This window comes from Marinobacter sp. 1_MG-2023 (assembly GCF_030549045.1).
Classification (GTDB): Bacteria; Pseudomonadota; Gammaproteobacteria; order Pseudomonadales; family Oleiphilaceae; genus Marinobacter.
Genome location: NZ_JAUOST010000008.1, coordinates 54,671 through 78,494 on the forward strand (window position 1 = coordinate 54,671; position 23,824 = coordinate 78,494).

A 23,824-nucleotide genomic window follows, 5' to 3' on the forward strand; every position below is an offset into this window, starting at 1 on the left:
AATACAAAAAAGCTCGCGCAGGTCATCTGCGCGAGCTTTTTTGTTTAAGAGCCCGAATTAGCCGAGTTTTTCCAGGTCTCTGACTGCGCCCTTGTCAGCGCTGGTTGCCAGAAGAGCGTACGCTTTCAACGCCGCCGACACGGCTCGCGGTCTGGGCAGTTCGGGCTTCCAGCCTTGGGCATCTCGCGCTTCACGACGGCGATCCAGTTCCTGTTCGTCCAGTAGGACATTAATGGAGCGTTGCGGAATATCGATGCGGATAGGATCACCGGTTTCGATAAGCCCTATTGCGCCGCCGGCTGCAGCCTCGGGCGACGCGTGGCCGATGGAGAGGCCCGAGGTACCGCCAGAAAAACGTCCGTCAGTCAAAAGTGCGCACTCTTTACCCAACCCTTTGGATTTAAGGTAGCTGGTGGGGTAGAGCATTTCCTGCATACCTGGGCCGCCTTTGGGTCCCTCGTATCGGATAATAACCACTTCACCGGGTTTGACTTCGTCAGCGAGAATGCCGGCAACGGCGGAGTCCTGGCTTTCAAATACCCGGGCTTTGCCTTCGAAAACATAGATGCTTTCATCGACCCCTGCGGTTTTTACCACGCAGCCGTCTACGGCAATGTTGCCGTAGAGGACGGCAAGGCCGCCTTCTGAGCTATAGGCGTGCTCAACGGAACGAATGCAGCCTGTCTCTCGGTCGCCATCCAGGCTTGGCCAGCGTGTGCTTTGGCTGAAGGCGGTCTGGGTCGGGATGCCGGCGGGGCCAGCTTTGTAAAACTCGACAACCTCCGGAGGCGGAGAACGCATGATATCCCAGGTTTCCAGCGCTTCTTTCATGGTCTTGCTGTGAACTGTGGGCAGATCGGTGTTGATGAGGCCTCCACGTTCAAGCTCACCCAGGATTCCCATAATGCCGCCGGCGCGATGTACATCTTCCATGTGGTATTTGGGTGAGTTCGGGGCCACTTTGCAAAGTTGTGGAACCCTTCTGGAAAGCTGGTCAATCTCGTTCAGAGTGAACGGAACACCGCCTTCCTGCGCAGCTGCCAGCAGGTGAAGGATGGTGTTGGTGGATCCGCCCATGGCGATATCCATAATCATTGCATTCTCGAACGCCGCCATGGAGGCAATGCTCCTGGGTAGGACGCTGGCGTCGTTCTGTTCGTAATAGCGCTTTGTATTCTCCACAATCTGGCGTCCGGCTTTCAGGAACAGCTGTTCCCGGTCGGCGTGGGTTGCCAGCATTGAGCCATTGCCGGGCAGCGCCAGGCCGATGGCTTCAGCCAGACAGTTCATGGAGTTTGCAGTAAACATGCCGGAGCATGAGCCGCAGGTCGGGCAGGCGCTGCGCTCGTACTCTGCGACAGCTTCATCGTTGGCAGTCGGATCTGCGGCTATGACCATGGCATCCACCAGGTCCAGTTTGTGCTCAGATAACTTGGTCTTCCCGGCTTCCATGGGGCCGCCTGAGACAAAAATTGCGGGAATGTTCAGGCGCATGGCAGCCATTAACATCCCTGGGGTGATTTTGTCGCAGTTGGAAATGCATACCAGCGCGTCAGCGCAGTGAGCATTCGCCATGTACTCAACGGAGTCCGCGATAATCTCGCGCGAAGGCAGAGAGTAGAGCATGCCGTCATGGCCCATGGCGATACCATCGTCCACTGCAATGGTATTGAATTCCTTGGCTACACCACCTGCAGCCTCAATTTCGCGGCAGACAAGTTGTCCCAGGTCTTTAAGGTGAACGTGCCCGGGTACAAACTGGGTGAAGGAATTGACAACGGCGATAATCGGCTTGCCGAAATCATTGTCTTTCATACCGGTGGCGCGCCAGAGGGCGCGGGCGCCGGCCATATTGCGGCCTGCGGTAGAAGTCCGCGAACGATACTGAGGCATGGTGCTCTGATCTCTCTTGGTGGATGCTTGGTTGTAACTTTAATGAAGAGATAAAGGATACCAGATTAGACACCCTGCGCATGGTTGTTTTGCTGCGCCATGGTTACAATAGCTTACAGATATCATGAATTAACTCCCGCCTTGAGCTTACTAAGGAGAATGCCTATGGCTAGCCAGGAGAGCTTGCCGCTACGTCGTCTGAAAGAGTTTCAGCCACTGAACCGGTTGACTGATGACCAGTTGGTATTGCTAGCCAGCCGAGCCGAGCGCCGATCTCACGGGCCGGGCCAGCGAGTATTGGAGCGCGGTGTGCGTGATGGTCTGGACTATTTTCTGGTTACAGGGAAAGTAGAGCTTGAATCGGTTGATGGCCGCAAAACGGTTGTTGAAGCCGAAACCGAAAAGGCGCTGAACCCCATTGCCAGGCTGCAGCCACGAATGTATGAGGTGACTGCGGTAAAGCCCTGTGAGTTCCTGGTAATAGAGCAGGATGTTCTCAACCAGCTGCTGCGAGCTGCTCCGGTTGCCCAGGTTGAGATGGATTCGGGGGAGAGCAGTGATAGCGGAGAGAGTGAAGAACACCATCTTTTGATGGAGTTCTACGCCGAGCTGCGCTCGAACCAGCTCAAGCTGCCTAGCGTCCCGGATGTTGCCTGGAAAGTGCGGCGCACCGTCGATAAAGAAGACTCAACGGCAGACCAGGTTGCCACCGCTGTATCAGCTGACCCCGCCATAGCGGCGAAACTGGTTCGTGCCTGTAACAGCCCCCTTTATCGCGGGTTCAGCGATGTGCGCAATGTGCGTGAGGCGGTTATACGCCTGGGCATGAGAACAACGCGGCAGCTTGTTACGGTATTCTCCATGCGAGAGGTGTTCAAAAGCCGCCAACCCTCTTTGCAGCACGAAATGGAAAATCTGTGGCGACATTCCCGTGAAGTCGCAGCCTTGTGCTGGGTACTGGCAGATCATGCCACGCGACTCAACCCGGAAGAGGCGCTGTTGGCGGGCCTGCTTCACGATATCGGTGTGGTGCCAATTCTGGTTCAGGCAGAGCACCATGTAAATCTGTTTGCCGACGACGCGAACTTGCAGAATGCGGTCAGCGAGCTCCGGGCAGATGTAGGTACAGCGATTATGGAAAGCTGGTCTTTCCCGCCCGCCTTTATCGATGCCGTTCGGCATGCAGAAGACTGGGATTACGAGAGTCGGGAGGAGGAGCCACAACTGGTGGACGTCGTGATCGTGGCCCAGCTTCATGCCATGATAGGTTCGAGCCAGAACGCAGGCTTACCGCCGTTCGACAAGGTGCCGGCTTATCGCAGGTTGGGCGATCTTGAATTGAACGCATCCCGCAGCCTTGAACTTCTGACCGAAGCGCGTGCGCGGGTCAATGAGGTTCAACAATTGCTGTCGATTCGATGACAGTTCCTATTTTTCCTCTCAATTCAGTTGTACTGCCAGGCGGCAGAATTCCGCTTCAGCTGTTCGAGCCTCGCTACATCGATATGCTGACCCGTTGCCTGAAGGATGATCAGGGCTTTGTTATAACCCTGCTGCGTGATGGCGCAGAAACCGGGCGCGTGGCGTCTTTTTACGATATCGGCACTTATGTGCGCATTATTGATTTTCAGCAGTTGGAGAACGGGCTGTTAGGGATCACGGTAGAAGGTGAAGCCAAGGTCGCTATCACGCAAAGTTGGCGCCAGGATGACGGGTTGAATCTTGGTGAGATGGAGTTTCTGCCGGTAGAGTCCTCTGGGGATATTCCTTCCGTTTTTCATGAGCTGCCATCCGTTTTGCGCGCACTTTTCCGGCATCCGGTTATTCAGGAGCTGGGTATGAGCGTTGATTATGCAGAGGCGCGAGATGTCAGCTGGCGGCTGACTGAGCTGCTACCCCTGGACAAGCAGGAAAAGCAGCATCTGCTTGAGATGCAGGATCCTCTGGCCCGTTTGAGTCGGCTGCAGGAATTGCTGGAAGCGCTCGAAGAGGGCTGAGGAAATCAGGAAGCTGGCGTGTAATGCTGTATGGCATCCGGCCACATGAGCCAGATGTAGTAGCCGCTGAACGTCAGCCAGGCTATTGCCGCCAGAAAAGTCAATATATCCGGAGCTATGGGAACCCGGTCAAACCGGCTGAAACTGGCCCTTGTTGCGCCGGTGATTGCCAAGCCCAGTAACAATCCCCCGACGATATCACTGAACCAGTGCACCCCCAGATAAAGCCGACTGAGGGCTACCGGAATCAGTGGTAACGATAACATGATGTATGTCTGCCAGCGCTTGCGGTTGCGAGCTTCGGCTGCCACAAAGCTGGCCAGTAGCGTTACGAGCACCGTAGTGCCTGTGGTATGGCCGCTGGGAAACGAGCCGGAAAAGGGTGGGTTGATAACCTGATCTGGACGCACAATGCCAATGGCAGATTTCAGGCCCCACACCAGCACGGTAGCCGTAACAGCAGCCAGCAGTATATGAATGGCGGCTGCGTAGTGCCCACGAAATACCAGTACCAGGCAAGCCAGCACGGCTGCCGCGAAAAGCACCGGTGAGTCGCCCATGAGGGTGGCAACGATTGCCGGGGCATCAAAGAGTGGCCGGCGTAAATCGCTGAACCATTGTAGTGCCAGCTGATCGAACGGCGTAATCAGGTCTGTCATGGCTGTGAGCTGCCCCCAGACAACCAGCAGGGCAATGGAGCCGAACGCCAGCATCAGCGAGGCTAACGGAAACTCACCCTCATGTGCCGGGCGCTCATTGGTGTAAAGGCGCCAGAAACGGTGGGTTGATTCATACTGGGCCATTTGCCGCTGTAGCCATAGATAAAACCTGCCATCTTCAGCGAGTCCCAGCTGAAAGCGAAAAAGTATGACGTAGATTGTCGCCAGAATCGCAAGACTGATACCAGTAACCAGGTAAAAATGCGGAGGTGGCTGAATTTCGCTCGCCAATGCGCTACCCACCAGAAACCCCGGCAGAATATAAACCGGTGCCCAGCCAAGGGCTGACGCTATATTGAATGCAAGGAAGCGGCGCCAGGGCATCAGAAGCGCGCCAGCGATGAGTGGGATTATCGGTCGGACAGGCCCGACAAAGCGCCCGATAATGACGCTTTTGCCGCCGTGACTTCGGAAAAAGCGCTCACCTTTTCTGATCAGTTCGGGGTGGCGGCTCAAAGGCCACACGTTTGTCAGCCGGCCCTGAAAAAGCCTGCCGATCGCAAAGCTTGTTGCATCTCCTGCGACCGCGCCCATTCCGGCCCACATTAGTGCAGTCATCAGAGGCATGCCGATCTGCGCCGCCAGTGCGGCAATGGCGAACAGCAGTGCGACACCTGGAACGATAATGCCTGCAACTGCCAGGGATTCAACAAATGCGGTGCTGAACAGCGCTAGCGACAACCATCCCGGGTTGGCACTTAGCCACGCGGTAAGATCCGTAAGCCAGACGCTGTTCATGAACGAAGCGTTTCTCCCGGACTGTACCAGGCAGTGTCAGCCCCGCGCCTGCGGGCTTCGAGCATGGCCTGGTGTGCGCGGTTGCGCAGAGTATCCGTACGAGTGTCACTGCTGCCGCGGGTTGTGCAGCCCAGGCTGACAGTGGCTTTGCCGATCACAGGCCAATGATGTTCCGAGATTGTGCGCCTTATGCGTTCTGAAATTACCCGAACGCCTTCTTCGGGTGTAAATGGAAGAATCAGGAAGAATTCCGAATCATTCAGTGTGTACAGGGTGTCGCCTGCCCGGATCACGTCGAACAGGTGCTGGGTCATATTGTAAAACAGCCCCTGTATACCCGGCTGTCCGTGAAGGTCAGCCGCCTCGTCGGCGTGATCTATGGTCAGGTTGATGACTGATAGGCTGTGACCGGTGGCAATGGCCCGGCTGATTTCTTTTTGTAGCGTTTCATCAAGAAAGCGAGCGTTGTGCGCGCCCGTAACCGGGTCGGTAATAGCAAGGTCTTCAGCCGACTGCGCCATATGGTCGTAATGCCATATATAAAGGGCTGCGACCGTCAGGACAATGAGCAGACCGCTAATCGCCGTCAAAGCGTCGGCGGGAGACTGCTTTACAAAGAGCACAATGGCCATTGGGGCAAGCAAAAGCAGAGACAGCATGAGCGCCTGGCGGAGCGGCAGTATCAGCAGATTGAGCACAAGTAGCGGCATGGCCCAGTGGGAGATGCCCGGGCTGTTCATGGTTAACATGGCCGCCAGAAGCCCACTGTTCAGACCCGAGAGAATAACCAGGTGGCCGGGCGCGGAGAGTTGGTGTCGGCGGCTAAGAAAAGTATAGGCAACGCCCGCGAGCGTCAGAGCTGCCATGCCAGCTGCCAGATAAAACAGTTCGTAAAAGCCATAGCGCAGGTTTTGTAGTGCCAGAGTAAAGATAAACAGGCTGGCAAGGCTGTAGCCAATGCTGTGTGTCCAGGTTCTCAGCCGGGTTTCTGTCATGGCGCAGATCCTTCCGCACGTGGCTGGGTGTTGTTGGGTGCCCAGGTGCTATAGGCTTGAGATCGGTTGCCGCCCTGTTGCTGTGCACGACGTAGAGCGTTGGCTGCGCTCTGATGCAGGCTGTTTGCATCATCGCCGATATTGAGCCCGGCAATGCCGGTGCTGACGGTCAAGTTCATGCCGTGAGTTTCGAGCAGCTTACCAAGCCCTTTGCGGATCGTTTCTGCCTGTGTGATGGCCTCATGGGTGGCTACGCCCGGTAGTATCACCAGAAATTGCAGATCTGCCGCCCGGTAGTAGGTGTCGAAATCCCTTATCTGAGAGTGCAGGAAGCGGCCGATTCGCGGAAGAATCGAGCGGATATCCTCGTCCGGATCATTGTCGCTGGCATGGGCGTCGAGACCAATCATGATGATGGACATGTCCGTTCCCTCGCGTTCGCTGCGCTGGATTTCCTTGTGCAGGTCTGCAGAAAGGTATTCGCGGCTGGCGGCCTGCGTGAGTTCATCTGTTCTCCTCAAAGGTGCCAGCTGGCGAGTTTTGTATTCGCGCAGAAAGATCAGCAGGGCAGAAAGTAGAATGGTTAGAAGAAAAGCGCTGATCATCTGGTGGCGATCAGCGATGCCTTCGGCCCAGTGTGCCGCGGCCATTGCAAGAACGACCATGATCACCGTTACCAGGGTGGCAATTCCCCTGGGGACCAGCGCAAATGCAATCAATACAAGGGCATAAAGCCAGTGACTGAGTGCCCAGGGGCCAGTCCAGAAACTCATCATCAGTAGTAGTATCAGGGTCGCAAAAAACAGTTTCTGAACGGTTGGCCAGGGGCTGGCTGCGCGCCCCGGATGGAAACTGCGCCCACTGATGATTATTCCCGCGGCAGCTGCAGCACATGCCGCGGTAAGCGGCTCTCCAAGTAAGGCGCACGCAACAGCCACGGCCACAAAAAATGCAAGGCTGGCGCGTGATAGCCGGCTGAGCAAAAACTTTTCGGCCTTCTGGGCCATGGTATTCGTCCTTTTCCGGGGTTCCCGTTGTACCGCAGCGGTATAATATCTGTTTGGGGTGCGTACTTGAAACGGGAAAGGTAAAGTTAGCGTCTTATTCCTGAATTCTGACTGAAAATACATAAGGTAAAGGGATGGATATTGCAGCTTATATGACCGAAGTCGGTCAGCAAGCCCGTGCAGCGGCAACACTTGTAGCCCGTTCGACGACAGAAACACGTAATCGCGCGCTGCTGGCAACCGCCGAAGCGCTGGATGCGGCTCGTAGTGAACTCGCCGAGGCGAATGCCCTGGATCTTGCCGGTGGAAGGGAAAGTGGTCTGGATGACGCTATGCTGGACCGGCTTGAGCTAACACCAGCGCGGATCGACACTATGATCGAAGGGCTTCGTCAGGTAGCCGGCTTGCCGGACCCCATTGGCGCAATTACCGACATGGCCTACCGCCCGTCCGGCATCCAGGTCGGTAAGATGCGTGTGCCCCTGGGTGTTATCGGCATTATTTATGAATCCCGCCCCAATGTAACCGTCGAGGCCGCGAGTCTGTGTCTCAAATCCGGCAACGCCACTATTTTGCGCGGCGGTTCTGAATCCATTCATTCCAATCAGGCTATTGCCCGTTGCCTGGCACAAGGTCTTGCGGAGGTCGGCTTGCCGGAATCGGCGGTGCAGGTTATCAAAACCACCGATCGCGCGGCTGTTGGCGAACTGATTACCATGCCGGAATATGTGGATGTCATTGTGCCCAGAGGTGGAAAGGGATTGATCGAGCGAATCAGTCGTGACGCACGGGTTCCGGTTATCAAGCACCTTGATGGTGTGTGCCATGTTTATATCGACAGCCATGCGGATCCGGAAAAGGCAGTGAAAGTTGCCGTTAATGCCAAAACTCACCGGTACGGCACCTGCAATACCATGGAAACCCTGTTGTTGGATAAGGAAATCGCTGCTGACATGCTGCCTCTGCTGGGCCCGGCTTTTATCGAAAAGGGCGTTGAGCTGCGTGGGTGCGAGCAGACCCGGGAAATTCTTACAGATATAACAGCAGCCACGGAAGCAGATTGGGAGGAAGAGTATCTGGCTCCAGTGCTGGCTATCCGCGTGGTAGAAGGCCTGGACGGAGCCATCGCCCATATTAATCGGTACAGTTCCCAGCATACTGACAGCATCATCACGGAGAACTACACTCGCGCCAGACGATTTATTACAGAAGTTGATTCAAGCTCGGTGATGGTTAATGCATCGACGCGCTTTGCTGACGGATTCGAGTATGGTCTTGGGGCCGAGATCGGTATCTCCACCGACAAAATACACGCCCGCGGCCCGGTTGGGCTTGAGGGCCTGACATCGCAGAAATACGTTGTCTTTGGCGATGGCCATATCCGGGCCTGATGCCGATGCATGTGATTTATGGCGGTACCTTCGACCCGGTGCATCATGGGCATCTGCGTCTAGCGCTTGAGGTCAGCGAGCGGCTGGGAAATGTGCCGGTCAGCCTTGTTCCCTGTCATATTCCGCCGCACCGGGGGCAGACCGGCGCCACGGCCGCGCAACGGCTGCGCTTGCTGGAGCTGGCAATAGAGGGCGAACCCCGCCTGAGCATTGATGACCGCGAATTGCGCCGCGAAGGAGCCTCCTATACGGCAGATACGCTGCGTCAGCTGCGCGGTGAACTGGGTGCAGATATACCTCTGGTGATGGTTGTGGGTACGGATGCATTCGCCGGTTTTGACAAGTGGAAAGAGTGGCAGAAGATATCAGGTCTCGCCCACATTATTGTTGTGCGGCGCCCGGGTGCTGAGCTGGATCCTGTTGGTGAACCTGCCAGATTGCTGGCGGAACGTGGCGTTGGGAATGATACCGGCAGTGAAGCTGGGAACATCGAAGCCTTGAGTCGCGAGGTGTCCGGCCGCATTCTGGAGCTGGATCCGCCCTGGTTGGACATCTCCGCAACCGGTATCCGTGAGCGCATTGGTAGCGGGCGATCCCCTCGTTATCTTATGCCCGATAGGGTCTGGGTGGAGATTCAGCGTATGGGGCTTTACGGGGCATGCCCCGTAAAGAACTTTTAGTGTTACAATCGCGTTTGAATACGACTTTTCGGGTGGCCATTCCGGCCGGCACCCGGACAACAGGGTGATTATGCAGGCAGAGCAACTCAAAGATCTGATAGTGAATGCACTTGAAGACGTAAAAGCAAAGGACATCAGCGTTATTGATGTACGGGACCGCACCAGCGTTACCGACTTTATGGTTCTGGCATCCGGAACGTCCAACCGCCACGTAAAATCCCTTGCGGATTCTGTTGTCGTCGACGCCAAAGAGAAGGGTGTCCGTGTCAGCAGTGTAGAAGGTGGTGGTGGCAGTGACTGGATTTTGGTGGATATGGGAGATGTCGTTGTCCACGTGATGCTGCCTGCTACCCGCGAGTTTTACGACCTGGAGCGCTTCTGGCGCGATGCGCCGGATGTCGGTGCTGCGGGCAGCGAGTAACCGTGCGGTTGCGTCTGATCTGCGTGGGGCAGAAAATGCCCGACTGGGTCAGTAAGGGCTACGACGATTACGCTCGGCGTATGCCCCCGGAAATGCCGCTTGAGTTGGTTGAAATCGCCATGCCTCATCGTGGCAAAAATGCCGATATCCCGAGGTTGATGCAGCGCGAAAGCGACGCTGTATTAGCGGCTACAGGTTCCAGAGACCGAGTTGTTGCTCTGGAAGTGACTGGCCGCCCCTGGTCCACCGAAAAACTGGCCAGCCAGCTCGAAAACTGGCAGCAGGATGGTCGGGATGTGAGCTTTCTTGTAGGCGGCCCTGACGGCCTGGCAGAGCCATGCCGTCAACGTGCCGATCAGCAGTGGTCGCTCTCACCGCTTACCTTGCCCCACCCTCTGGTTCGAATCCTGCTTGCGGAGCAGCTTTATCGGGCCTGGTCGATTACCCGTAACCACCCGTATCATCGGGCCTAGGAAGCATCCATGCCGTGGGGTGAATTCAAGGACACAGCCGCCGAGCGCCGGCTTTTCCAGCGTCGTGCAATGGTTATGCTCGTGGTCGTGTTTTTGCTCCTGGCAACGCTCGTAGCGCGGATGTATCAGCTCCAGGTCGTGGAGCACGATATCTACACCACTCTCTCCGATAAAAACCGTGTTCAGGTCCAGTCTGTGCCGCCTCCCCGGGGGCTGGTTTACGACCGGAATCAGGTGTTACTGGCGGAAAATCGCCCGGTGTTCAGTGTAACCGTAGTGCCAGAACGGGTTGGCGGTATGGAAGCGACACTAGAGCAGTTGGCCAGGATTCTCGATGTTTCCGAAGAGGATATGGAGCGGTTTCAACGCCGTCTTCGTGAGCCCCGGCGCCCTTTTCAGGAAATTCCACTGCGTTATGACCTGACCGAAGACGAGATTGCTCGCCTGGCGGTGCATCGGCACGAACTGCCCGGCGTAGAAGTTGAAGCTGAGCTGGTTCGGTATTATCCCCATAGTGAGCTGACGGCCCATGCGTTGGGTTTTGTTGGTCGTATTAATCGCGATGAGTTGCAACGGATTGATCCGGTCAACTACGCCGGCACTAACTACATTGGGAAATCCGGTGTCGAACGCTTTTACGAAGAATTGTTGCACGGAAGAGTTGGTTATCAGCACGTAGAGACCAATGCGCGTGGACGAACTCTGAGGGTTCTGGAGCGGGAAAATCCCGTGCCAGGTGAAGATCTTGAACTGCACATTGATCTGCGGTTGCAGAACCGGGCGCATGAGCTTCTGGATGGCCGTCGGGGGGCTATCGTCGCCATTGAGCCTGCAACCGGCGGGATACTGGCGCTAGCCAGCGTACCGGGATTCGACGCTAACAAATTTGTCACTGGTATCAGTGTATCGGATTACCGCGAGTTGAGTGACAGCAAAGACAAACCTCTATTTAACCGGGCACTGCGTGGACAATACCCTCCCGGTTCCACGCTGAAGCCCATGCTGGCAATTGCAGCACTTGATAGTGGCGCAGTAACCCGGGATCTCACCATTTGGGACCCTGGACACTTCCAGATCAACTCCGTCGGCCGTCGTTGGCGAGATTGGAAGCGAGGGGGGCATGGTTGGGTTGATCTAACCTATGCAATGGCCCAGTCCTGCGACGTTTATTTTTATGAAGCTGCTGTGGAAATGGGCGTTGATACCATGGTCAGCTATTTATCCCGCTTCGGTTTTGGAGAAGACGCAACCCTGGATGTGTCCGGGGCTTTGAGTGGCCTTCTGCCGTCTCCCGACTGGAAGAGGGCCACGCGCAATGAACCCTGGTACCCGGGCGACACTGTCAATCTCGGGATCGGTCAGGGCTTCATGTTATCAACGCCCTTGCAGCTCGCCACCGCGACAGCACTGATCGCCAATCGAGGGGAGTGGGTCGAGCCCCGGCTTTTGAAGGGTATACAGGGGGATCGATCTCCAGAGGAGTTTTTGCCGGGTGAAACTCATGAGCCCCTGCAGCTGAAAGATCCCAGCGACTGGGATTTTATTGCCGATTCCATGGCCGAAGTTATGCATGGCGTGAAGGGAACAGCGCGCGGAGCGGGCCGCGGGGCGTCTTACCGTATGGCCGGGAAAACCGGCACGGCCCAGGTTTTCAGTCTTGCCGAAGATGAAGAATACGATGCTGAAGAGGTGCGGGAGCGGTTGCGTGATCACGCTTTGTTTGTTGGCTTCGCGCCCTTGAAAAACCCGCAGATTGCAGTGGCGATAATTGTCGAGAACGGAGGCGGGGGCAGCAGTACCGCAGCGCCTGTTGCCCGGGCGCTGTTCGACGCATGGATACAGGAGTTTTCTGAATCTGGCGACGGCGCGCTGGTCAGCCAGACCGATATTGAGAACGAGGTTCGTTAATGGCCACTCGGGAAGTGTTCAGTTCAACGGCAAGCAACCCTCTAGGGCGTCCAAGGGGGTTATGGTCAGCTCTGCACGTCGATCCGATACTGCTTCTGCTGCTTTTAATCCTGGTTTCCGGCGGCCTGTTTGTGCTTTATAGCGGCGCAGACCGCAATTTTGATGTGGTCAAAGCGCAAGGTCTACGTTTTGGCGTTGCCTTTATTGTGATGCTGGTTTTTGCCCAGCTTGACCCCTCCGTATTTCGTCGCTGGGCACCCTGGCTGTATGGCCTTGGGCTGGTGGGTCTGATAGCAGTATTGGTCGTGGGTGTCGGCGCGAAAGGAGCTCAGCGCTGGCTTGCACTGCCAGGGTTGCCCAGGTTTCAGCCCTCAGAACTGATGAAGCTGGTCGTACCCATGATGGCTGCCTGGTACCTGTCGCGGCATTTTTTACCGCCAAGGCTTTCCCGCATCGGTGTAGGCCTCGCGATAGTGCTGCTTCCCATGGTGCTCATTGTGAAACAGCCGGACCTTGGAACCTCCCTGTTGGTGGGTATGGCGGGGTTGTTCGTGGTGTTTTTCGCTGGCATGAGCTGGAAGCTGATCAGCGCATTTTTTGTTATGGTCTCTGTCGCCGCACCCGTGATGTGGTTTTTTGGTATGCGCGACTATCAGAAGCAGCGAGTGCTCACACTACTCGACCCCCAAAGCGACCCGTTGGGTGCAGGCTGGAACATTATCCAGTCCAAAACGGCCATTGGCTCCGGTGGTTTTGATGGAAAAGGTTGGCTTCAGGGTACCCAGTCGCATCTCGAGTTTCTCCCGGAGAGCCACACGGACTTTATTGTCGCCGTGCTGGCGGAGGAGTTCGGCTTCATTGGGGTTCTGGCGCTGCTCAGCGTATATTTTCTGATTATTCTACGGTGTCTCTTTATATCGGTTACCGCTCAGGATTCATTCAGCAGGCTGGTAGCGGGCGCGCTGACTATGACCTTTTTCATCTATATATTCGTAAACGTCGGCATGGTGAGTGGTTTGCTACCCGTGGTCGGGGTGCCCTTGCCGCTGGTGTCCTATGGGGGCACATCGACAGTCACGCTGATGGCCGCGTTTGGAATTCTGATGTCCATACACACCCATCGCAGGATGATCACGGCCTGATGTCAGGCTGGTAATGGTGATACGTGTAGGGAACCCGTTACAATAGTATACGCCGCGGTGTTTTATTCATTTTTCGGCGACTATTTCAGAGGGCGTCTGGACAGTGATATCAAATTGTTTTCGTTTTTGGCTGGCGGTATCGGCAGCTCTGGTAATAGCTGGCTGCGCCTCCTCCCCGACACCGGTCGGCACCGATCATTCGTCGCGCTACACCATAAGCCAGGACAGAGCTCCTTCCGGAAACTTTGATGCCTCCGGGTTGTCAGATGCCGTGCCGGTTTATCACGAGCCTGCCAGAGCCGGAAACATGTCATCGTATACGGTTTGGGGCAAGCAATACTCTGTCATGGATAGCAATGACGGTTATGTTGCCCGTGGCACAGCGAGTTGGTACGGCGAGAAGTTTCACGGTCACAAAACATCCAACGGTGAAACGTTCGACATGTACAAAATGTCGGCGGCCCATAAATCACTGCGGATTCCCGGATATGCAAGGGTGACCAACCTGGATAATGGTCGTACAGTTATCGTCCGGGTTAATGATCGCGGACCATTTCATGGTGACCGACTCATCGACTTGTCTTACGCTGCGGCCAAGAAGCTGGGTTATCAATCACGCGGAACTGCCCGGGTAGAAGTTGAAGCGATTACGGTCGAGTCGGATGGCCGCATGTTTATCGCAGGTCAGCCTTTTGCGCCAGGCGAAGAGCCGGTAGTGAAGCAGGCTGGACCCACAAAGGAAAGTACTGTAGCCGTAAACTATGGCGAGGGTGACGGTGGTGGGCTGTTTGTTCAGCTCGGGTCGTTCAGCAGTCGTGATCCCGCAGAACAGCTGCAGGTGCGCGCGAAAAGCGTGCTCAGCAATCCCGTACGGGTGCGTTCTGTAGACACTGACTCCGGGCGATTTCACCGGGTACAGGTTGGACCTTTCGAGGATGAGGGTAGCGCGAGAAAGACCCAGAGTCTGCTGGAGGCAAGAGGATTTTCTCAGTCAATTGTGCTGACCGATTCACACTAGGCGTCAGGCCAAACTTAAAAATACACTTAACGACGAATGAATGGACCCATGGCATTAAAATCAGTTTTTCGCTCGATTTCCCCTATTTTTGCGTCTTTCGCCCTGGTGTTGATGCTTTCTGTATCAACCAAAGCCATGTCGCAGACAGTGCTGATTCCTTCCCCGCCACAAATTGCTGGCAGCTCTTACGTGCTGATGGATCCGACAAGTGGTCGCATCATTATGGAGGAGAACAGTAACGAGCGGTTGCCGCCGGCCAGCTTGACCAAAATGATGACGGCCTACATTGTTGAGCGTGAGCTGGACGAAGGTCGGATCAGCATGACCGACATGGTGCCCATCAGCGTAAAGGCCTGGAAAACGGAAGGCTCACGGACATTTGTCAAAGAAGGTACCAGTGTATCCGTAGAGGATCTCCTCAAGGGCGTTATCATTCAGTCCGGTAACGATGCGTCTGTCGCGTTGGCAGAGTTTGTCGCAGGCAGTGAGGGAGCATTTGTGGATATCATGAACCAGCAGGCTCAGCTGCTGGGCATGAAGGACACCAACTTCGAGAATGCAACGGGTCTGCCTTCCCCGGATCACTTTTCCACGGCCTATGACCTGGCTGTTCTGGCACGTGCGATTATCAATGATTACCCGGAAAATTATCCGATTTACGCGGAGAAGCACTTTACCTACAACAACATCCGACAGCCTAACCGAAACAGCCTGTTGTGGCGCGATGACAGTGTTGATGGCTTGAAAACCGGCCATACTGAAGAAGCTGGATACTGCCTGGTTGCTTCTGCAAAACGCAATGATACCCGGTTTATTGCGACGGTAATGGGTACCAACAGTTCCCAGGCCCGATCCCAGGAAATCCAGAAAATGCTGAACTATGGCTTCCGCTACTATGAGAGCGAGCGCTTATTTCGCGCGGGTCAGGAGCTGATTGAAGCCAAGGTATGGGGTGGCCAGTCGGATACACTTTCTGTGGGCATGCTTGAAGACGCTCACGTGACCATCCCCCGTGGATCCCGGGAAAGCCTGGAGTCCAGTGTGGATCTCGATTCGGTAATCAAAGCGCCCATCAGTGCAGGTGATGAGCTCGGCCGAGTGAAGGTGTCGTTCAACGGAGAAGTGCTGATAGACCAGCCCGTGCTGGCCTTGACGGACATACCCGAGGGTGGCCTGTTCAAGCGTATCTGGGATGCCATCAAGCTCTTTTTCATTCAGTTATTCTAGTAAGGGCGATTTGAACCCGGGAGTAAAACGGCATGAGTGAGCCGAAAGCACCAAAAATTGAGTTTCCCTGCGACTATGCCATCAAGGTGATTGGTGACTCCGCTCCGGATTTCACGGAATTTGTGATCGGGGTTGTTGAGCAGCATGCACCGGGAATCAGTGAGTCGGATGTTTCCGTTAAAGACAGCAGCCAAGGGCGCTTCTGCTCGATCCGGATGACCATAGTCGCGACTGGCGAACCGCAGTTGAAAGCCTTGTTCGAAGAACTTAAGGCCAGTGGCCGCATACACATGGTGTTGTAAATCCGATGCCTGAGCTGATTGTCAGGTCGTTGGGGCGCCAGCCCTATCTGGAAACCTGGGAAGCTATGCAAAGCTTCACGGCCGACAGAGGCGATGACACAGAAGATGAGCTCTGGTGCCTTGAGCACCCCAGGGTCTATACACAGGGGCAGGCCGGAAAAGCCGAGCATATTCTGGCGCCCGGCGATATTCCGGTTATTCCGGTTGACCGGGGCGGGCAAGTGACCTACCACGGCCCGGGCCAGTTGGTGGTGTATCTGATGATTAACCTATCGCGCCGCAAGATGGGCGTGAGAGCGCTGGTTGATCTCATTGAGCAGGCTATTGTGCGCACATTAGCAGGCCTGGACATTACTGCTGAACCGCGGCCAGATGCCCCGGGCGTATATGTTGATGCTGCAAAAATCGCATCCCTCGGCCTGCGTGTGCGCCGTGGATGTTCTTTTCATGGCCTGGCACTAAATGTCGCCATGGACATGGAGCCATTTCAGAGAATTAATCCCTGTGGTTATGCCGGACTGGCCATGTGCCAGGTTAGCGATTTTGTTGCCTCCGCGACCATTGATGATGTTGAACAGCGCCTGGTGGCCGAGCTGGTCTCGGGCCTGGGTGACTCCAGTGTGAGCTACCGACAGAACCGCTAAATACAGCTCGAATCGGGTGGGTCAGGTGGTTACAGTATTCGTATAATGATTCAAGCCACCTGTTGCTGTTACGCTAAAGAGATTGAACCAGGTGGTTAAATTCTCCGATTCGGACAGGTGTACATGTCATCCAGACACTCAGGTAAATCCGTCTCACGCATCAAGACAGGTAGTTTTGAACGCCGGCTGAGCCTGACTCGTGCGGGGCTCTTTGCCGGAACACGTGTGGCTTCGCACATGGCGACCAATTGGTTCAGCAGCAAGGAGCGGCGGGATGAGCGCCATCGCGCCATGCTCTCCAAGCAGGCTCGCTTGCTGGTGGATGAGCTCGGCAAGCTGAAAGGCAGCGTAGTGAAAATCGGGCAGGTGATGGCGCTTTATGGCGAGCATTTCTTGCCCGAAGAGGTTACCGAAGCGCTGCATACATTGGAGGATCAGACGACCTCTCTGGAGTGGCCAGCCATAGAGCGGGTGCTCAAGGCAGAGTTGGGCGGTGAGCAGCTTGCTGAGCTGGATATAGACCCAGAGCCTATAGGCGCCGCTTCTCTAGGGCAGGTCCATCGCGCACTTCGGCGCAGTGATGGACTGGAGCTTGTGCTTAAGGTGCAATACCCGGGCGTTGCAGACGCTGTCGATAGCGACCTGAATTCTGTGGCCCAGTTGCTCAAAGTGGCTCGTTTGGTGAGTTTTGGGCCAGAGTTTGATGACTGGCTGGAAGAAGTTCGTCAAATGATGCACCGGGAAGTCGATTACCGGCTCGAAGCACGCACCACCGAGAAGTTTCGCCAGATGCTGGCAGATGATCCGCGCTTTGTGGTGCCCAGGGTGCTGCCGGAGTATTCCAGTGCACAGGTTATCGCCTCAACTTTTGAACATGGTCATTCGGTCAGCTCCGGTGCGGTTCGGGAGTTGTCTCTTCAACGCCGCAGCGCGCTGGGAGAAGCGGCCCTTGAGCTTTTCTTCCGGGAGTTGTTTGTTTGGGGCGAAATCCAGACAGACCCTAATTTCGGAAACTACCGTATTCGTATTGCCGGAGAAGACGGCGCGGATGTGGAGTATGACCGCATTGTGTTGCTGGACTTTGGCGCAGTTCAGGCCTATTCAAGGGGCTTTCTTGATCCAGTCATGCAGATGATCCGGGCCTCCTATGAAGATGACCTTGATGCAGTAATCGATGGTGGGGTAAAGCTGCGCTTCATGAGCAAGGACTGGCCCAGTGAAGTGCTCGAGAAGTTTGGTCAGGTATGTATGTCAGTTCTGGAGCCTTTATCCAGTGATCATGAATCTTGGCCCGACTACGCAGTTAACAGCCAGGGTCAGTATCGCTGGAAGCAAAGCGACTTGCCATCTAGGGTGGCCCGGCAAGCCGCGCGATCGGCCATCAGTCGCTATTTCAGGGTGCCACCGAGCGAATTTGTTTTTCTTAACCGCAAACTGATCGGTGTGTATACCTTTATAGCCGTGCTGCACTCTGAGTTTAACGGTGAGACGTTGTTGCGCAAATACCTTTACGGCGAGGGCGACGACACGCCCGACGCTTCGGCAACCAGCCAGATCACAAAGGCGTAACGCAGTCCTTTTCCGATACCCACGAGCACAACAAAGTTGAGCCAGGGCACGCGCATGATTCCGCCGACCAGTGTCAGAGCGTCGCCGCCCAGTGGCAACCAGCCCAGCAGCAAAGACCACTGGCCGTAACGATTGAAGCGGTTTCTGGCCTTGTGGAGCTGGGCTTCGCTGATAGGAAACCAGCGTTTATGCTTCAGACGATCAACCTGCCTGCCAATAATGCCGTTAACTACGGATCCCAAAGTGTTGCCCAATGTGGCCCAGACCCACAGCCACCATACTGAGTATCCCTGTACAACCAGCGTGCCTGTCAGTATTTCTGAATAGGCCGGCAACAGCGTTGCCGCGGCGAACGAGGTCAGAAACAGGGTCAGGTAGACCACAAAGTTCTCCTTGTCGTGATAAGTAATTGCTCCTTGAGTTCAATGAAATTGATCTACGTATGGTCCTGTACTATAGCGGCCATTCAAAGCATCAATTTTTAATTTTCCACAATCATGTCATCATGTTTTAAGAACTTTTGACACCCCTTTTAAATATCACCCCGGAATTATTCCGGGTTAACTCTTCCGGAGGTTTTTATGGAGCAGGTGACTATTTACGGTCGTTCGAGTTGCGGATTTTGTGTGCGCGCAATAAGCCTGTGTGAGTCTCGTAACATGCCGTATACCTGGATTGATATGATCGAACAGGGTATGACGAAAGCGGATATAGCTGACAAGATTGGCCGCGCCGTGCATACCGTTCCACAGATTCTTGTGGGCAGCAGATACATTGGCGGCTATGACGAATTTGCGGCTTATGTGCGCGAGTTGGAAGCGGGTAAAGTGCACTGAGGCACGTTCGGGAGATGTAAAAAAGGCCCTGCAAAAAGCTGCAGGGCCTTTTTTTGAGTGCCCAAAAAATTCCGGGCGGTCAGGCTGTCATTCAGAGCTGAAAATCTGTTTTCAGCTTCTTTTCTGCAAGCGTGTTTTTCAGTTTGGCAACCCGGGGTAAGCCGTTGTCGAAAGGAGGGAAGCTCTCGCCGGCAATCAATGGTTCGAGGTAGTCCCTGCAATCCTTTGTAATACCGAAACCATCATCCGTAATGTAGTGGATCGGCATTTTCTTTTCCTGGTTTGCAACTTCGCTCAGCGGTGCCTCTCCAATCTTCCAGGTGTAAGGCTTTGCCTGCTCTCGTACGATGGTGGGCATAAGTGCCTGTTTACCGTTCAGAGCCATTTCCACTGCTGCTTTTCCTACCGCATAGGCCTGCTCAACGTCTGTTGCTGATGCAATATGACGAGCACTGCGCTGGAGATAGTCAGCGACGGCCCAGTGGTATTTGTGTCCCAGTGCCTGCTTGACCATGTTGGCCAGTGCCGGCGCTACGCCACCGAGCTGGGTGTGGCCGAATGCATCTTTAGCGCCGGCATCGGCCAGAAAACGGCCATCTTCATACTGGGCACCTTCAGAAGCGACAACAACACAGTAGCCGTATTCTTTGACGCAAAAATCAACCCGCGCCAGAAACGCATCGCGGTTGAAAGGGATTTCCGGGAACAGAATGATGTGAGGTGGCTCGCCCTCTTCCTGCCCCGCCAGGCCACCGGAAGCCGCAATCCAGCCAGCGTGGCGCCCCATGACTTCCAGTATGAATACCTTGGTGGAAGTCTCGCACATGGATTTGATATCCAGACTGGCTTCCAGGGTGGAGGTGGCGATGTATTTGGCTACTGAGCCAAAGCCCGGGCAGCAGTCCGTAAACGGCAAGTCGTTATCGACAGTTTTGGGAACACCGATACAAGTAATGGGATAACCCATTTTCTCACCCATCTGCGAGACCTTGTATGCGGTGTCCTGGGAGTCACCGCCACCGTTGTAGAAAAAGTAACCAATGTCGTGGGCACGGAATACTTCGATAAGCCGCTCATATTCCCGGCGGTTTTCCGAGAAGTTTTTCAGCTTGTGCCGACAGGAACCGAAAGCGCCGCCCGGCGTGTGGATAAGCGCCTGAATGGCGTCATCACTTTCAAGGCTGGTATCAATCAGCTCTTCGTTCAGGGCACCCAGAATGCCGTTGCGCCCGGCAAAGACTTTGCCGATCTTGTCCGAGTGCTTGCGGGCGGTCTGAATGACCCCACAGGCACTGGCATTAATAACGGCGGTAACACCGCCGGACTGAGCGTAGAATGCGTTCTTGATGGCCATGTCGGGGTGGAGCCTCCTGCAGTTTCAATAATGGCGCAGATGATACGTTAAATGCAGACGATTTTCATGGCGGGAAATGCGAATGGTTGCGCTCTTGACGGGGTGGGGCGGATACGGGAGGCTTGTCGGGTTTCAACGGAGAGGACAGTCGGCGAATGCACATTCATATTCTAGGAATCTGTGGCACGTTTATGGGCAGCCTGGCTGTTCTGGCGCGGGAACTGGGCCACACAGTGACCGGTTCCGACCAGGGTGTTTATCCGCCCATGAGCACACAGTTAGAGGCGCAGGGCATCAGCCTGATGGAAGGCTTCAATAAAGACCACCTTGAGCCAAGGCCTGACCTCGTGCTGATCGGCAACGCCATGTCTCGGGGTAACCCCGAAGTTGAGGCGGTTCTGAATCGCAACATCGATTACATGTCAGGCCCGGAATGGTTGTCTCGCGAAGTGCTGCGGCACAGGTGGGTGCTGGCTGTGGCAGGGACCCATGGAAAAACCACGACTACCGCCATGCTGCTCTGGATTCTTGAGCAGGCGGGGCTGGCGCCCGGTTATCTGGTCGGGGGTGTACCCAAGGATTTCCCGGTTTCGGCCAGTCTAGGGAAGAGTGATTTTTTTGTAATTGAAGCCGATGAGTACGACAGCGCCTTCTTCGATAAACGTTCCAAGTTTGTTCATTACCGCCCTCACACTCTGATACTGAACAACCTCGAATTCGACCATGCGGATATTTTCGACAATGTCGAAGCGATTGAGCGTCAGTTCCATCACCTCGTACGCACGGTTCCCTCCCAGGGACTGATTATTCGCCCGAGCCTCGATGCGCATCTCGACAAGGCGTTGGCCATGGGGTGTTGGAGCCCGGTGCAGGATACGGCCATCGGCAGCGAGATAGCCGGGTCTGCAGATTGGCGCGCCGAGCTCTTATCGGAAGACGGTAGCCGGTTTATGGTTATCCATCATGAACAACCGGTTGCGGTAGTGAAGTGGGGGCAGGCCGGGATGCATAACGTACGCAATGCCCTGGCCGCGATTGCCGCCGCGAAGCACGTAGGCGTAACACCGGATCATGCGGTAGCGGCCCTGTGTCGGTTCTCTGGTGTGAAGCGCCGTATGGAATTGCTGGCCGATATCGGTGGAATTAGGGTGTATGACGACTTTGCCCACCATCCGACGGCCATTGCGACTACGTTGGAAGGTCTGCGCAATCAGGTTGGGGACGAACCGGTCGTTGCACTTATTGAACCCCGGTCCAATACCATGAAACAGGGCGTTCACCAGCATACGCTGCTGCCGAGTGCCGCGTTGGCCGACAGGGTTTATTGGGCCAACCTCAACAATATGGACTGGTTGCCGGAGCTGGTATCAGCATGGCAGACGGAAAACCCCGAGTCCGGGCAGCACAGTGTAGAGTCCAGCGTAGAGGCGTTAATTGAGCGCGTCGTGAAAGAGCTGCCCAGCCCTTGTCAGATAGTCATCATGAGTAACGGCGGTTTTGGCGGAATTCACGGTAAGCTTATTGCGGAACTTGAGCGTATTCATGGCTGATCCGACACTCAGGGAGCCAAAACGATGACAGAAACCACAGCCACCAGTCTGTCGAACGCCAGAACGATTAATCTGGCTTTTACGGGCGCTTCCGGTGCCCACTACGGCCTTCGCCTTTTGCAGTGCCTGGTGGCGGCTGGTTGCCGGGTTAACGTGATGATCAGCAAGGCCGCGCAAATCGTTATTGCGACGGAAACCGATCTGAAACTTCCGGGAACCCCACCGGCAATGCAGAAAAGTCTTTCTGAGTACGCGTCTGCCGAGCCCGGGCAGGTTCTGGTGTTTGGCCGCGAAGACTGGTTTTCGCCCCCCGCATCCGGGTCAGGTGAAAAAGCGCCTCTGGTGGTTTGCCCCTGCAGCACCGGAACCCTGTCTGCCCTGGCCACCGGTGCCAGCAATAATTTGATTGAACGTGCCGGCGATGTGGCACTCAAAGAAAGGCGCCAGCTGATTCTGGTGCCTCGCGAAGCACCTTATTCAGAAGTGCACCTGGAAAACATGTTGAAACTCACCCGAATGGGTGCGGTGATTATGCCGGCCAGCCCCGGGTTTTATCACCAGCCGGGCTCGGTGCAGGACCTTGTGGACTTTATTGTCGCCCGCATCCTCGACCATTTGGATGTTGCTCAGGATCTCATGCCCCGTTGGGGCGAGGCGCGCGTCAACGCAAAAGCGGAGCGTGACGATGGTTTTGGTCAGCATGATTGATGGTTTTAACCATTGAGCAAAACTGCCTGCCGGCAGAGACTTGGTGAACGCTAAAAACAATATTGTTCACTGACTGAGGTTCACCATGATTCCACGCACGCTCTTCGACGCTGACCTTGATGGTTTTCGGGATTCCGTTCGGAAATTCCTGGAGCAGGAAGCCGCGCCTTACCATGAACAGTGGGAGAAAGATGGACAGGTCAGCCGCGAGTTGTGGCAGAAAGCCGGCGAGCTTGGTTTTTTGTGCCCAACCATGCCGGAAGAGTACGGCGGCGTTGGCGCTGACTTCCGTTACAGTGCGGTCGTGATGGAGGAAGTTTCACGGGCAGGGCTTTCTGGCATTGGCTGGACCCTGCATTCGGATATTGTCGCACCCTACATTCTGAACCACGGCTCTGAAGAGCAGAAAAAGAACTACCTGCCCAAAATGGCCTCGGGAGAGATAATCACCGCTATTGCCATGAGTGAGCCAGGCGCCGGCTCTGATCTCCAGGGAGTCAAAACGACAGCGCTGAAAGATGGCGACCACTATATCCTGAACGGTTCCAAAACCTTTATAACCAATGGCCAGATGGCAGACCTGGTGATAGTCGTTGCTAAAACAGACCCGAAAGAAGGTGCTAAAGGCATCAGCCTGCTGCTGGTTGAAACCGCTTGGGAAGGCTTTGAAAAAGGCCAGAACCTGAATAAAGTCGGCATGAAAGCTCAGGATACCTCGGAGCTATTTTTCCAGGATGTAAAGGTTCCGGTTACCAACCTGCTGGGCAAGATGGAAGGTCAGGGCTTCTTTCAGCTCATGCAAGAGCTCCCTGCTGAGCGATTGCAGATCGGTCTCACCGCGATTGCTGCGGCAGAAGCAGCCTGGCAGTGGACGCTCGACTATGTAAAAGAACGCAAGGCATTCGGCAAGCCGGTCATCAAATTCCAGAATACTCGCTTTAAAATGGCTGAGATGAAGGCAGAGATTACGGCTGCCAGGGTATTCACTGATCGCTGCCTTGAACTTCACCTTGATAAGAAACTGGATATTCCGACCGCAGCAATGCTTAAGCAGTACACAACGGATCTTCAGTGTCGTGTGATGGATGAGTGTGTTCAGCTGCACGGTGGCTACGGCTATATGTGGGAATACCCGATAGCCCGCGCCTGGGCCGATTCGCGGGTTCAGCGTATTTACGGTGGAACCAACGAAATCATGAAAGAGATCGTTGCACGCGCATTTTAAATAGTAAGTTGCAAAACACCCGGGGGG

General features: G+C 55.2%; 23 protein-coding genes. 17 read left to right on the plus strand and 6 right to left on the minus strand.

Annotated features, from left to right (window positions below; translation table 11 throughout):
* Positions 1 to 57: 57 nt before the first annotated feature.
* Complete coding sequence (gene ilvD / locus Q4606_RS16455; protein WP_303594221.1) at positions 58 to 1,893, minus strand: dihydroxy-acid dehydratase; 1,836 nt, start codon at positions 1,891 to 1,893, stop codon at positions 58 to 60.
* Positions 1,894 to 2,058: 165 nt separating this feature from the next.
* Here ilvD and Q4606_RS16460 point away from each other — a divergent pair, with 165 nt between their 5' ends.
* On the plus strand, positions 2,059 to 3,315 hold the full coding sequence (locus tag Q4606_RS16460) for an HDOD domain-containing protein (protein WP_303608156.1): 1,257 nt from the start codon (positions 2,059 to 2,061) through the stop codon (positions 3,313 to 3,315).
* Positions 3,312 to 3,890, plus strand: coding sequence for an LON peptidase substrate-binding domain-containing protein (locus Q4606_RS16465; RefSeq protein ID WP_303594217.1), 579 nt, complete (start codon positions 3,312 to 3,314; stop codon positions 3,888 to 3,890). Before Q4606_RS16460 ends, Q4606_RS16465 begins: the two co-directional genes overlap by 4 nt.
* Positions 3,891 to 3,895: 5 nt before the next feature.
* On the opposite strand, the gene Q4606_RS16470 is transcribed toward Q4606_RS16465, so the two are convergent.
* Genes Q4606_RS16470 through Q4606_RS16480 form a run of 3 tightly spaced genes read right to left on the minus strand, consistent with a single transcriptional unit; the run spans position 3,896 to position 7,349 of the window.
* Positions 3,896 to 5,347, minus strand: a complete 1,452-nt coding sequence (locus tag Q4606_RS16470; RefSeq protein ID WP_303608157.1) for a bifunctional DedA family/phosphatase PAP2 family protein — start codon at positions 5,345 to 5,347, stop codon at positions 3,896 to 3,898.
* Entirely contained in the window at positions 5,344 to 6,342 is a 999-nt protein-coding gene (locus tag Q4606_RS16475) for a GGDEF domain-containing protein (RefSeq protein ID WP_303608158.1), read from the minus strand. Before Q4606_RS16475 ends, Q4606_RS16470 begins: the two co-directional genes overlap by 4 nt.
* Positions 6,339 to 7,349: a GGDEF domain-containing protein gene (locus Q4606_RS16480; RefSeq protein ID WP_303608159.1), complete on the minus strand. Its 1,011-nt coding sequence runs from the start codon at positions 7,347 to 7,349 to the stop codon at positions 6,339 to 6,341. The genes Q4606_RS16475 and Q4606_RS16480 overlap by 4 nt, the downstream gene beginning before the upstream one ends.
* A 134-nt stretch (positions 7,350 to 7,483) precedes the next feature.
* Between Q4606_RS16480 and Q4606_RS16485 the strand changes: the two genes are divergently transcribed.
* From Q4606_RS16485 to Q4606_RS16535, 11 genes are all read left to right on the plus strand, one after another.
* Positions 7,484 to 8,740 (plus strand): glutamate-5-semialdehyde dehydrogenase, encoded by a 1,257-nt coding sequence (locus Q4606_RS16485; RefSeq protein WP_303608160.1) that lies wholly within the window; start codon positions 7,484 to 7,486, stop codon positions 8,738 to 8,740.
* A 5-nt stretch (positions 8,741 to 8,745) separates the two neighbouring features.
* Positions 8,746 to 9,420, plus strand: coding sequence for a nicotinate-nucleotide adenylyltransferase (gene nadD / locus Q4606_RS16490; RefSeq protein WP_303608161.1), 675 nt, complete (start codon positions 8,746 to 8,748; stop codon positions 9,418 to 9,420).
* A 70-nt stretch (positions 9,421 to 9,490) separates the two neighbouring features.
* Positions 9,491 to 9,841 (plus strand): ribosome silencing factor, encoded by a 351-nt coding sequence (rsfS, locus tag Q4606_RS16495; protein ID WP_303594208.1) that lies wholly within the window; start codon positions 9,491 to 9,493, stop codon positions 9,839 to 9,841.
* Positions 9,842 to 9,843: 2 nt separating this feature from the next.
* Complete coding sequence (rlmH, locus tag Q4606_RS16500) at positions 9,844 to 10,314, plus strand: 23S rRNA (pseudouridine(1915)-N(3))-methyltransferase RlmH (protein WP_303594207.1); 471 nt, start codon at positions 9,844 to 9,846, stop codon at positions 10,312 to 10,314.
* Positions 10,315 to 10,323: 9 nt separating this feature from the next.
* Entirely contained in the window at positions 10,324 to 12,222 is a 1,899-nt protein-coding gene (mrdA, locus tag Q4606_RS16505; protein WP_303594206.1) for a penicillin-binding protein 2, read from the plus strand.
* Positions 12,222 to 13,364 carry a rod shape-determining protein RodA gene (gene rodA / locus Q4606_RS16510; protein WP_303594204.1) on the plus strand — a complete coding sequence of 381 codons (1,143 nt, stop codon included), beginning with the start codon at positions 12,222 to 12,224 and terminating at the stop codon, positions 13,362 to 13,364. Before mrdA ends, rodA begins: the two co-directional genes overlap by 1 nt.
* Positions 13,365 to 13,467: 103 nt before the next feature.
* Complete coding sequence (locus Q4606_RS16515; RefSeq protein ID WP_303594202.1) at positions 13,468 to 14,382, plus strand: septal ring lytic transglycosylase RlpA family protein; 915 nt, start codon at positions 13,468 to 13,470, stop codon at positions 14,380 to 14,382.
* 48 nt (positions 14,383 to 14,430) lie between these two features.
* Positions 14,431 to 15,609 carry a D-alanyl-D-alanine carboxypeptidase family protein gene (locus Q4606_RS16520; RefSeq protein ID WP_303608162.1) on the plus strand — a complete coding sequence of 393 codons (1,179 nt, stop codon included), beginning with the start codon at positions 14,431 to 14,433 and terminating at the stop codon, positions 15,607 to 15,609.
* 32 nt (positions 15,610 to 15,641) lie between these two features.
* A complete protein-coding gene (locus tag Q4606_RS16525) occupies positions 15,642 to 15,911 on the plus strand; it encodes a YbeD family protein (protein WP_303594199.1) in 270 nt (89 codons plus the stop codon).
* Between the two features lie 5 nt (positions 15,912 to 15,916).
* Complete coding sequence (lipB, locus tag Q4606_RS16530) at positions 15,917 to 16,555, plus strand: lipoyl(octanoyl) transferase LipB (protein WP_303594197.1); 639 nt, start codon at positions 15,917 to 15,919, stop codon at positions 16,553 to 16,555.
* A 123-nt stretch (positions 16,556 to 16,678) separates the two neighbouring features.
* Positions 16,679 to 18,124 (plus strand): AarF/ABC1/UbiB kinase family protein, encoded by a 1,446-nt coding sequence (locus Q4606_RS16535; protein ID WP_303594196.1) that lies wholly within the window; start codon positions 16,679 to 16,681, stop codon positions 18,122 to 18,124.
* Here the strand turns inward: Q4606_RS16535 and Q4606_RS16540 are convergent.
* Positions 18,064 to 18,507, minus strand: a complete 444-nt coding sequence (locus Q4606_RS16540; protein WP_303594194.1) for a YqaA family protein — start codon at positions 18,505 to 18,507, stop codon at positions 18,064 to 18,066. The two genes, Q4606_RS16535 and Q4606_RS16540, sit on opposite strands and share 61 nt — an antisense overlap.
* A 198-nt stretch (positions 18,508 to 18,705) precedes the next feature.
* On the opposite strand from Q4606_RS16540, the gene Q4606_RS16545 reads away from it, so the two are divergent.
* Complete coding sequence (locus tag Q4606_RS16545) at positions 18,706 to 18,960, plus strand: GrxA family glutaredoxin (protein WP_303594192.1); 255 nt, start codon at positions 18,706 to 18,708, stop codon at positions 18,958 to 18,960.
* 91 nt (positions 18,961 to 19,051) lie between these two features.
* Here the strand turns inward: Q4606_RS16545 and Q4606_RS16550 are convergent, their stop codons facing one another.
* Positions 19,052 to 20,314, minus strand: a complete 1,263-nt coding sequence (locus Q4606_RS16550; RefSeq protein WP_303608163.1) for a 6-phosphofructokinase — start codon at positions 20,312 to 20,314, stop codon at positions 19,052 to 19,054.
* A gap of 155 nt (positions 20,315 to 20,469) precedes the next feature.
* Here Q4606_RS16550 and mpl point away from each other — a divergent pair, with 155 nt between their 5' ends.
* The 3 genes from mpl (at position 20,470) to Q4606_RS16565 (ending at position 23,797) form a co-directional block, all read left to right on the plus strand.
* Complete coding sequence (gene mpl, locus Q4606_RS16555; protein ID WP_303608164.1) at positions 20,470 to 21,864, plus strand: UDP-N-acetylmuramate:L-alanyl-gamma-D-glutamyl-meso-diaminopimelate ligase; 1,395 nt, start codon at positions 20,470 to 20,472, stop codon at positions 21,862 to 21,864.
* Positions 21,865 to 21,888: 24 nt separating this feature from the next.
* On the plus strand, positions 21,889 to 22,572 hold the full coding sequence (locus Q4606_RS16560) for a flavin prenyltransferase UbiX (protein ID WP_303594187.1): 684 nt from the start codon (positions 21,889 to 21,891) through the stop codon (positions 22,570 to 22,572).
* Between the two features lie 85 nt (positions 22,573 to 22,657).
* A complete protein-coding gene (locus Q4606_RS16565; protein WP_303594186.1) occupies positions 22,658 to 23,797 on the plus strand; it encodes an acyl-CoA dehydrogenase family protein in 1,140 nt (379 codons plus the stop codon).
* Positions 23,798 to 23,824 lie beyond the last annotated feature (27 nt).

Bases quoted from the DNA above. Each gene is read 5' to 3' on its own strand.
- ilvD (WP_303594221.1), bottom strand. From the start codon at position 1,893: ATGCCTCAGTATCGTTCGCGGACTTCTACCGCAGGCCGCAATATGGCC.
- Q4606_RS16460 (WP_303608156.1), top strand. From the start codon at position 2,059: ATGGCTAGCCAGGAGAGCTTGCCGCTACGTCGTCTGAAAGAGTTTCAG.
- Q4606_RS16465 (WP_303594217.1), top strand. From the start codon at position 3,312: ATGACAGTTCCTATTTTTCCTCTCAATTCAGTTGTACTGCCAGGCGGC.
- Q4606_RS16470 (WP_303608157.1), bottom strand. From the start codon at position 5,347: ATGAACAGCGTCTGGCTTACGGATCTTACCGCGTGGCTAAGTGCCAAC.
- Q4606_RS16475 (WP_303608158.1), bottom strand. From the start codon at position 6,342: ATGACAGAAACCCGGCTGAGAACCTGGACACACAGCATTGGCTACAGC.
- Q4606_RS16480 (WP_303608159.1), bottom strand. From the start codon at position 7,349: ATGGCCCAGAAGGCCGAAAAGTTTTTGCTCAGCCGGCTATCACGCGCC.
- Q4606_RS16485 (WP_303608160.1), top strand. From the start codon at position 7,484: ATGGATATTGCAGCTTATATGACCGAAGTCGGTCAGCAAGCCCGTGCA.
- nadD (WP_303608161.1), top strand. From the start codon at position 8,746: ATGCATGTGATTTATGGCGGTACCTTCGACCCGGTGCATCATGGGCAT.
- rsfS (WP_303594208.1), top strand. From the start codon at position 9,491: ATGCAGGCAGAGCAACTCAAAGATCTGATAGTGAATGCACTTGAAGAC.
- mrdA (WP_303594206.1), top strand. From the start codon at position 10,324: ATGCCGTGGGGTGAATTCAAGGACACAGCCGCCGAGCGCCGGCTTTTC.
- rodA (WP_303594204.1), top strand. From the start codon at position 12,222: ATGGCCACTCGGGAAGTGTTCAGTTCAACGGCAAGCAACCCTCTAGGG.
- Q4606_RS16520 (WP_303608162.1), top strand. From the start codon at position 14,431: ATGGCATTAAAATCAGTTTTTCGCTCGATTTCCCCTATTTTTGCGTCT.
- Q4606_RS16525 (WP_303594199.1), top strand. From the start codon at position 15,642: ATGAGTGAGCCGAAAGCACCAAAAATTGAGTTTCCCTGCGACTATGCC.
- lipB (WP_303594197.1), top strand. From the start codon at position 15,917: ATGCCTGAGCTGATTGTCAGGTCGTTGGGGCGCCAGCCCTATCTGGAA.
- Q4606_RS16535 (WP_303594196.1), top strand. From the start codon at position 16,679: ATGTCATCCAGACACTCAGGTAAATCCGTCTCACGCATCAAGACAGGT.
- Q4606_RS16545 (WP_303594192.1), top strand. From the start codon at position 18,706: ATGGAGCAGGTGACTATTTACGGTCGTTCGAGTTGCGGATTTTGTGTG.
- Q4606_RS16550 (WP_303608163.1), bottom strand. From the start codon at position 20,314: ATGGCCATCAAGAACGCATTCTACGCTCAGTCCGGCGGTGTTACCGCC.
- mpl (WP_303608164.1), top strand. From the start codon at position 20,470: ATGCACATTCATATTCTAGGAATCTGTGGCACGTTTATGGGCAGCCTG.
- Q4606_RS16560 (WP_303594187.1), top strand. From the start codon at position 21,889: ATGACAGAAACCACAGCCACCAGTCTGTCGAACGCCAGAACGATTAAT.
- Q4606_RS16565 (WP_303594186.1), top strand. From the start codon at position 22,658: ATGATTCCACGCACGCTCTTCGACGCTGACCTTGATGGTTTTCGGGAT.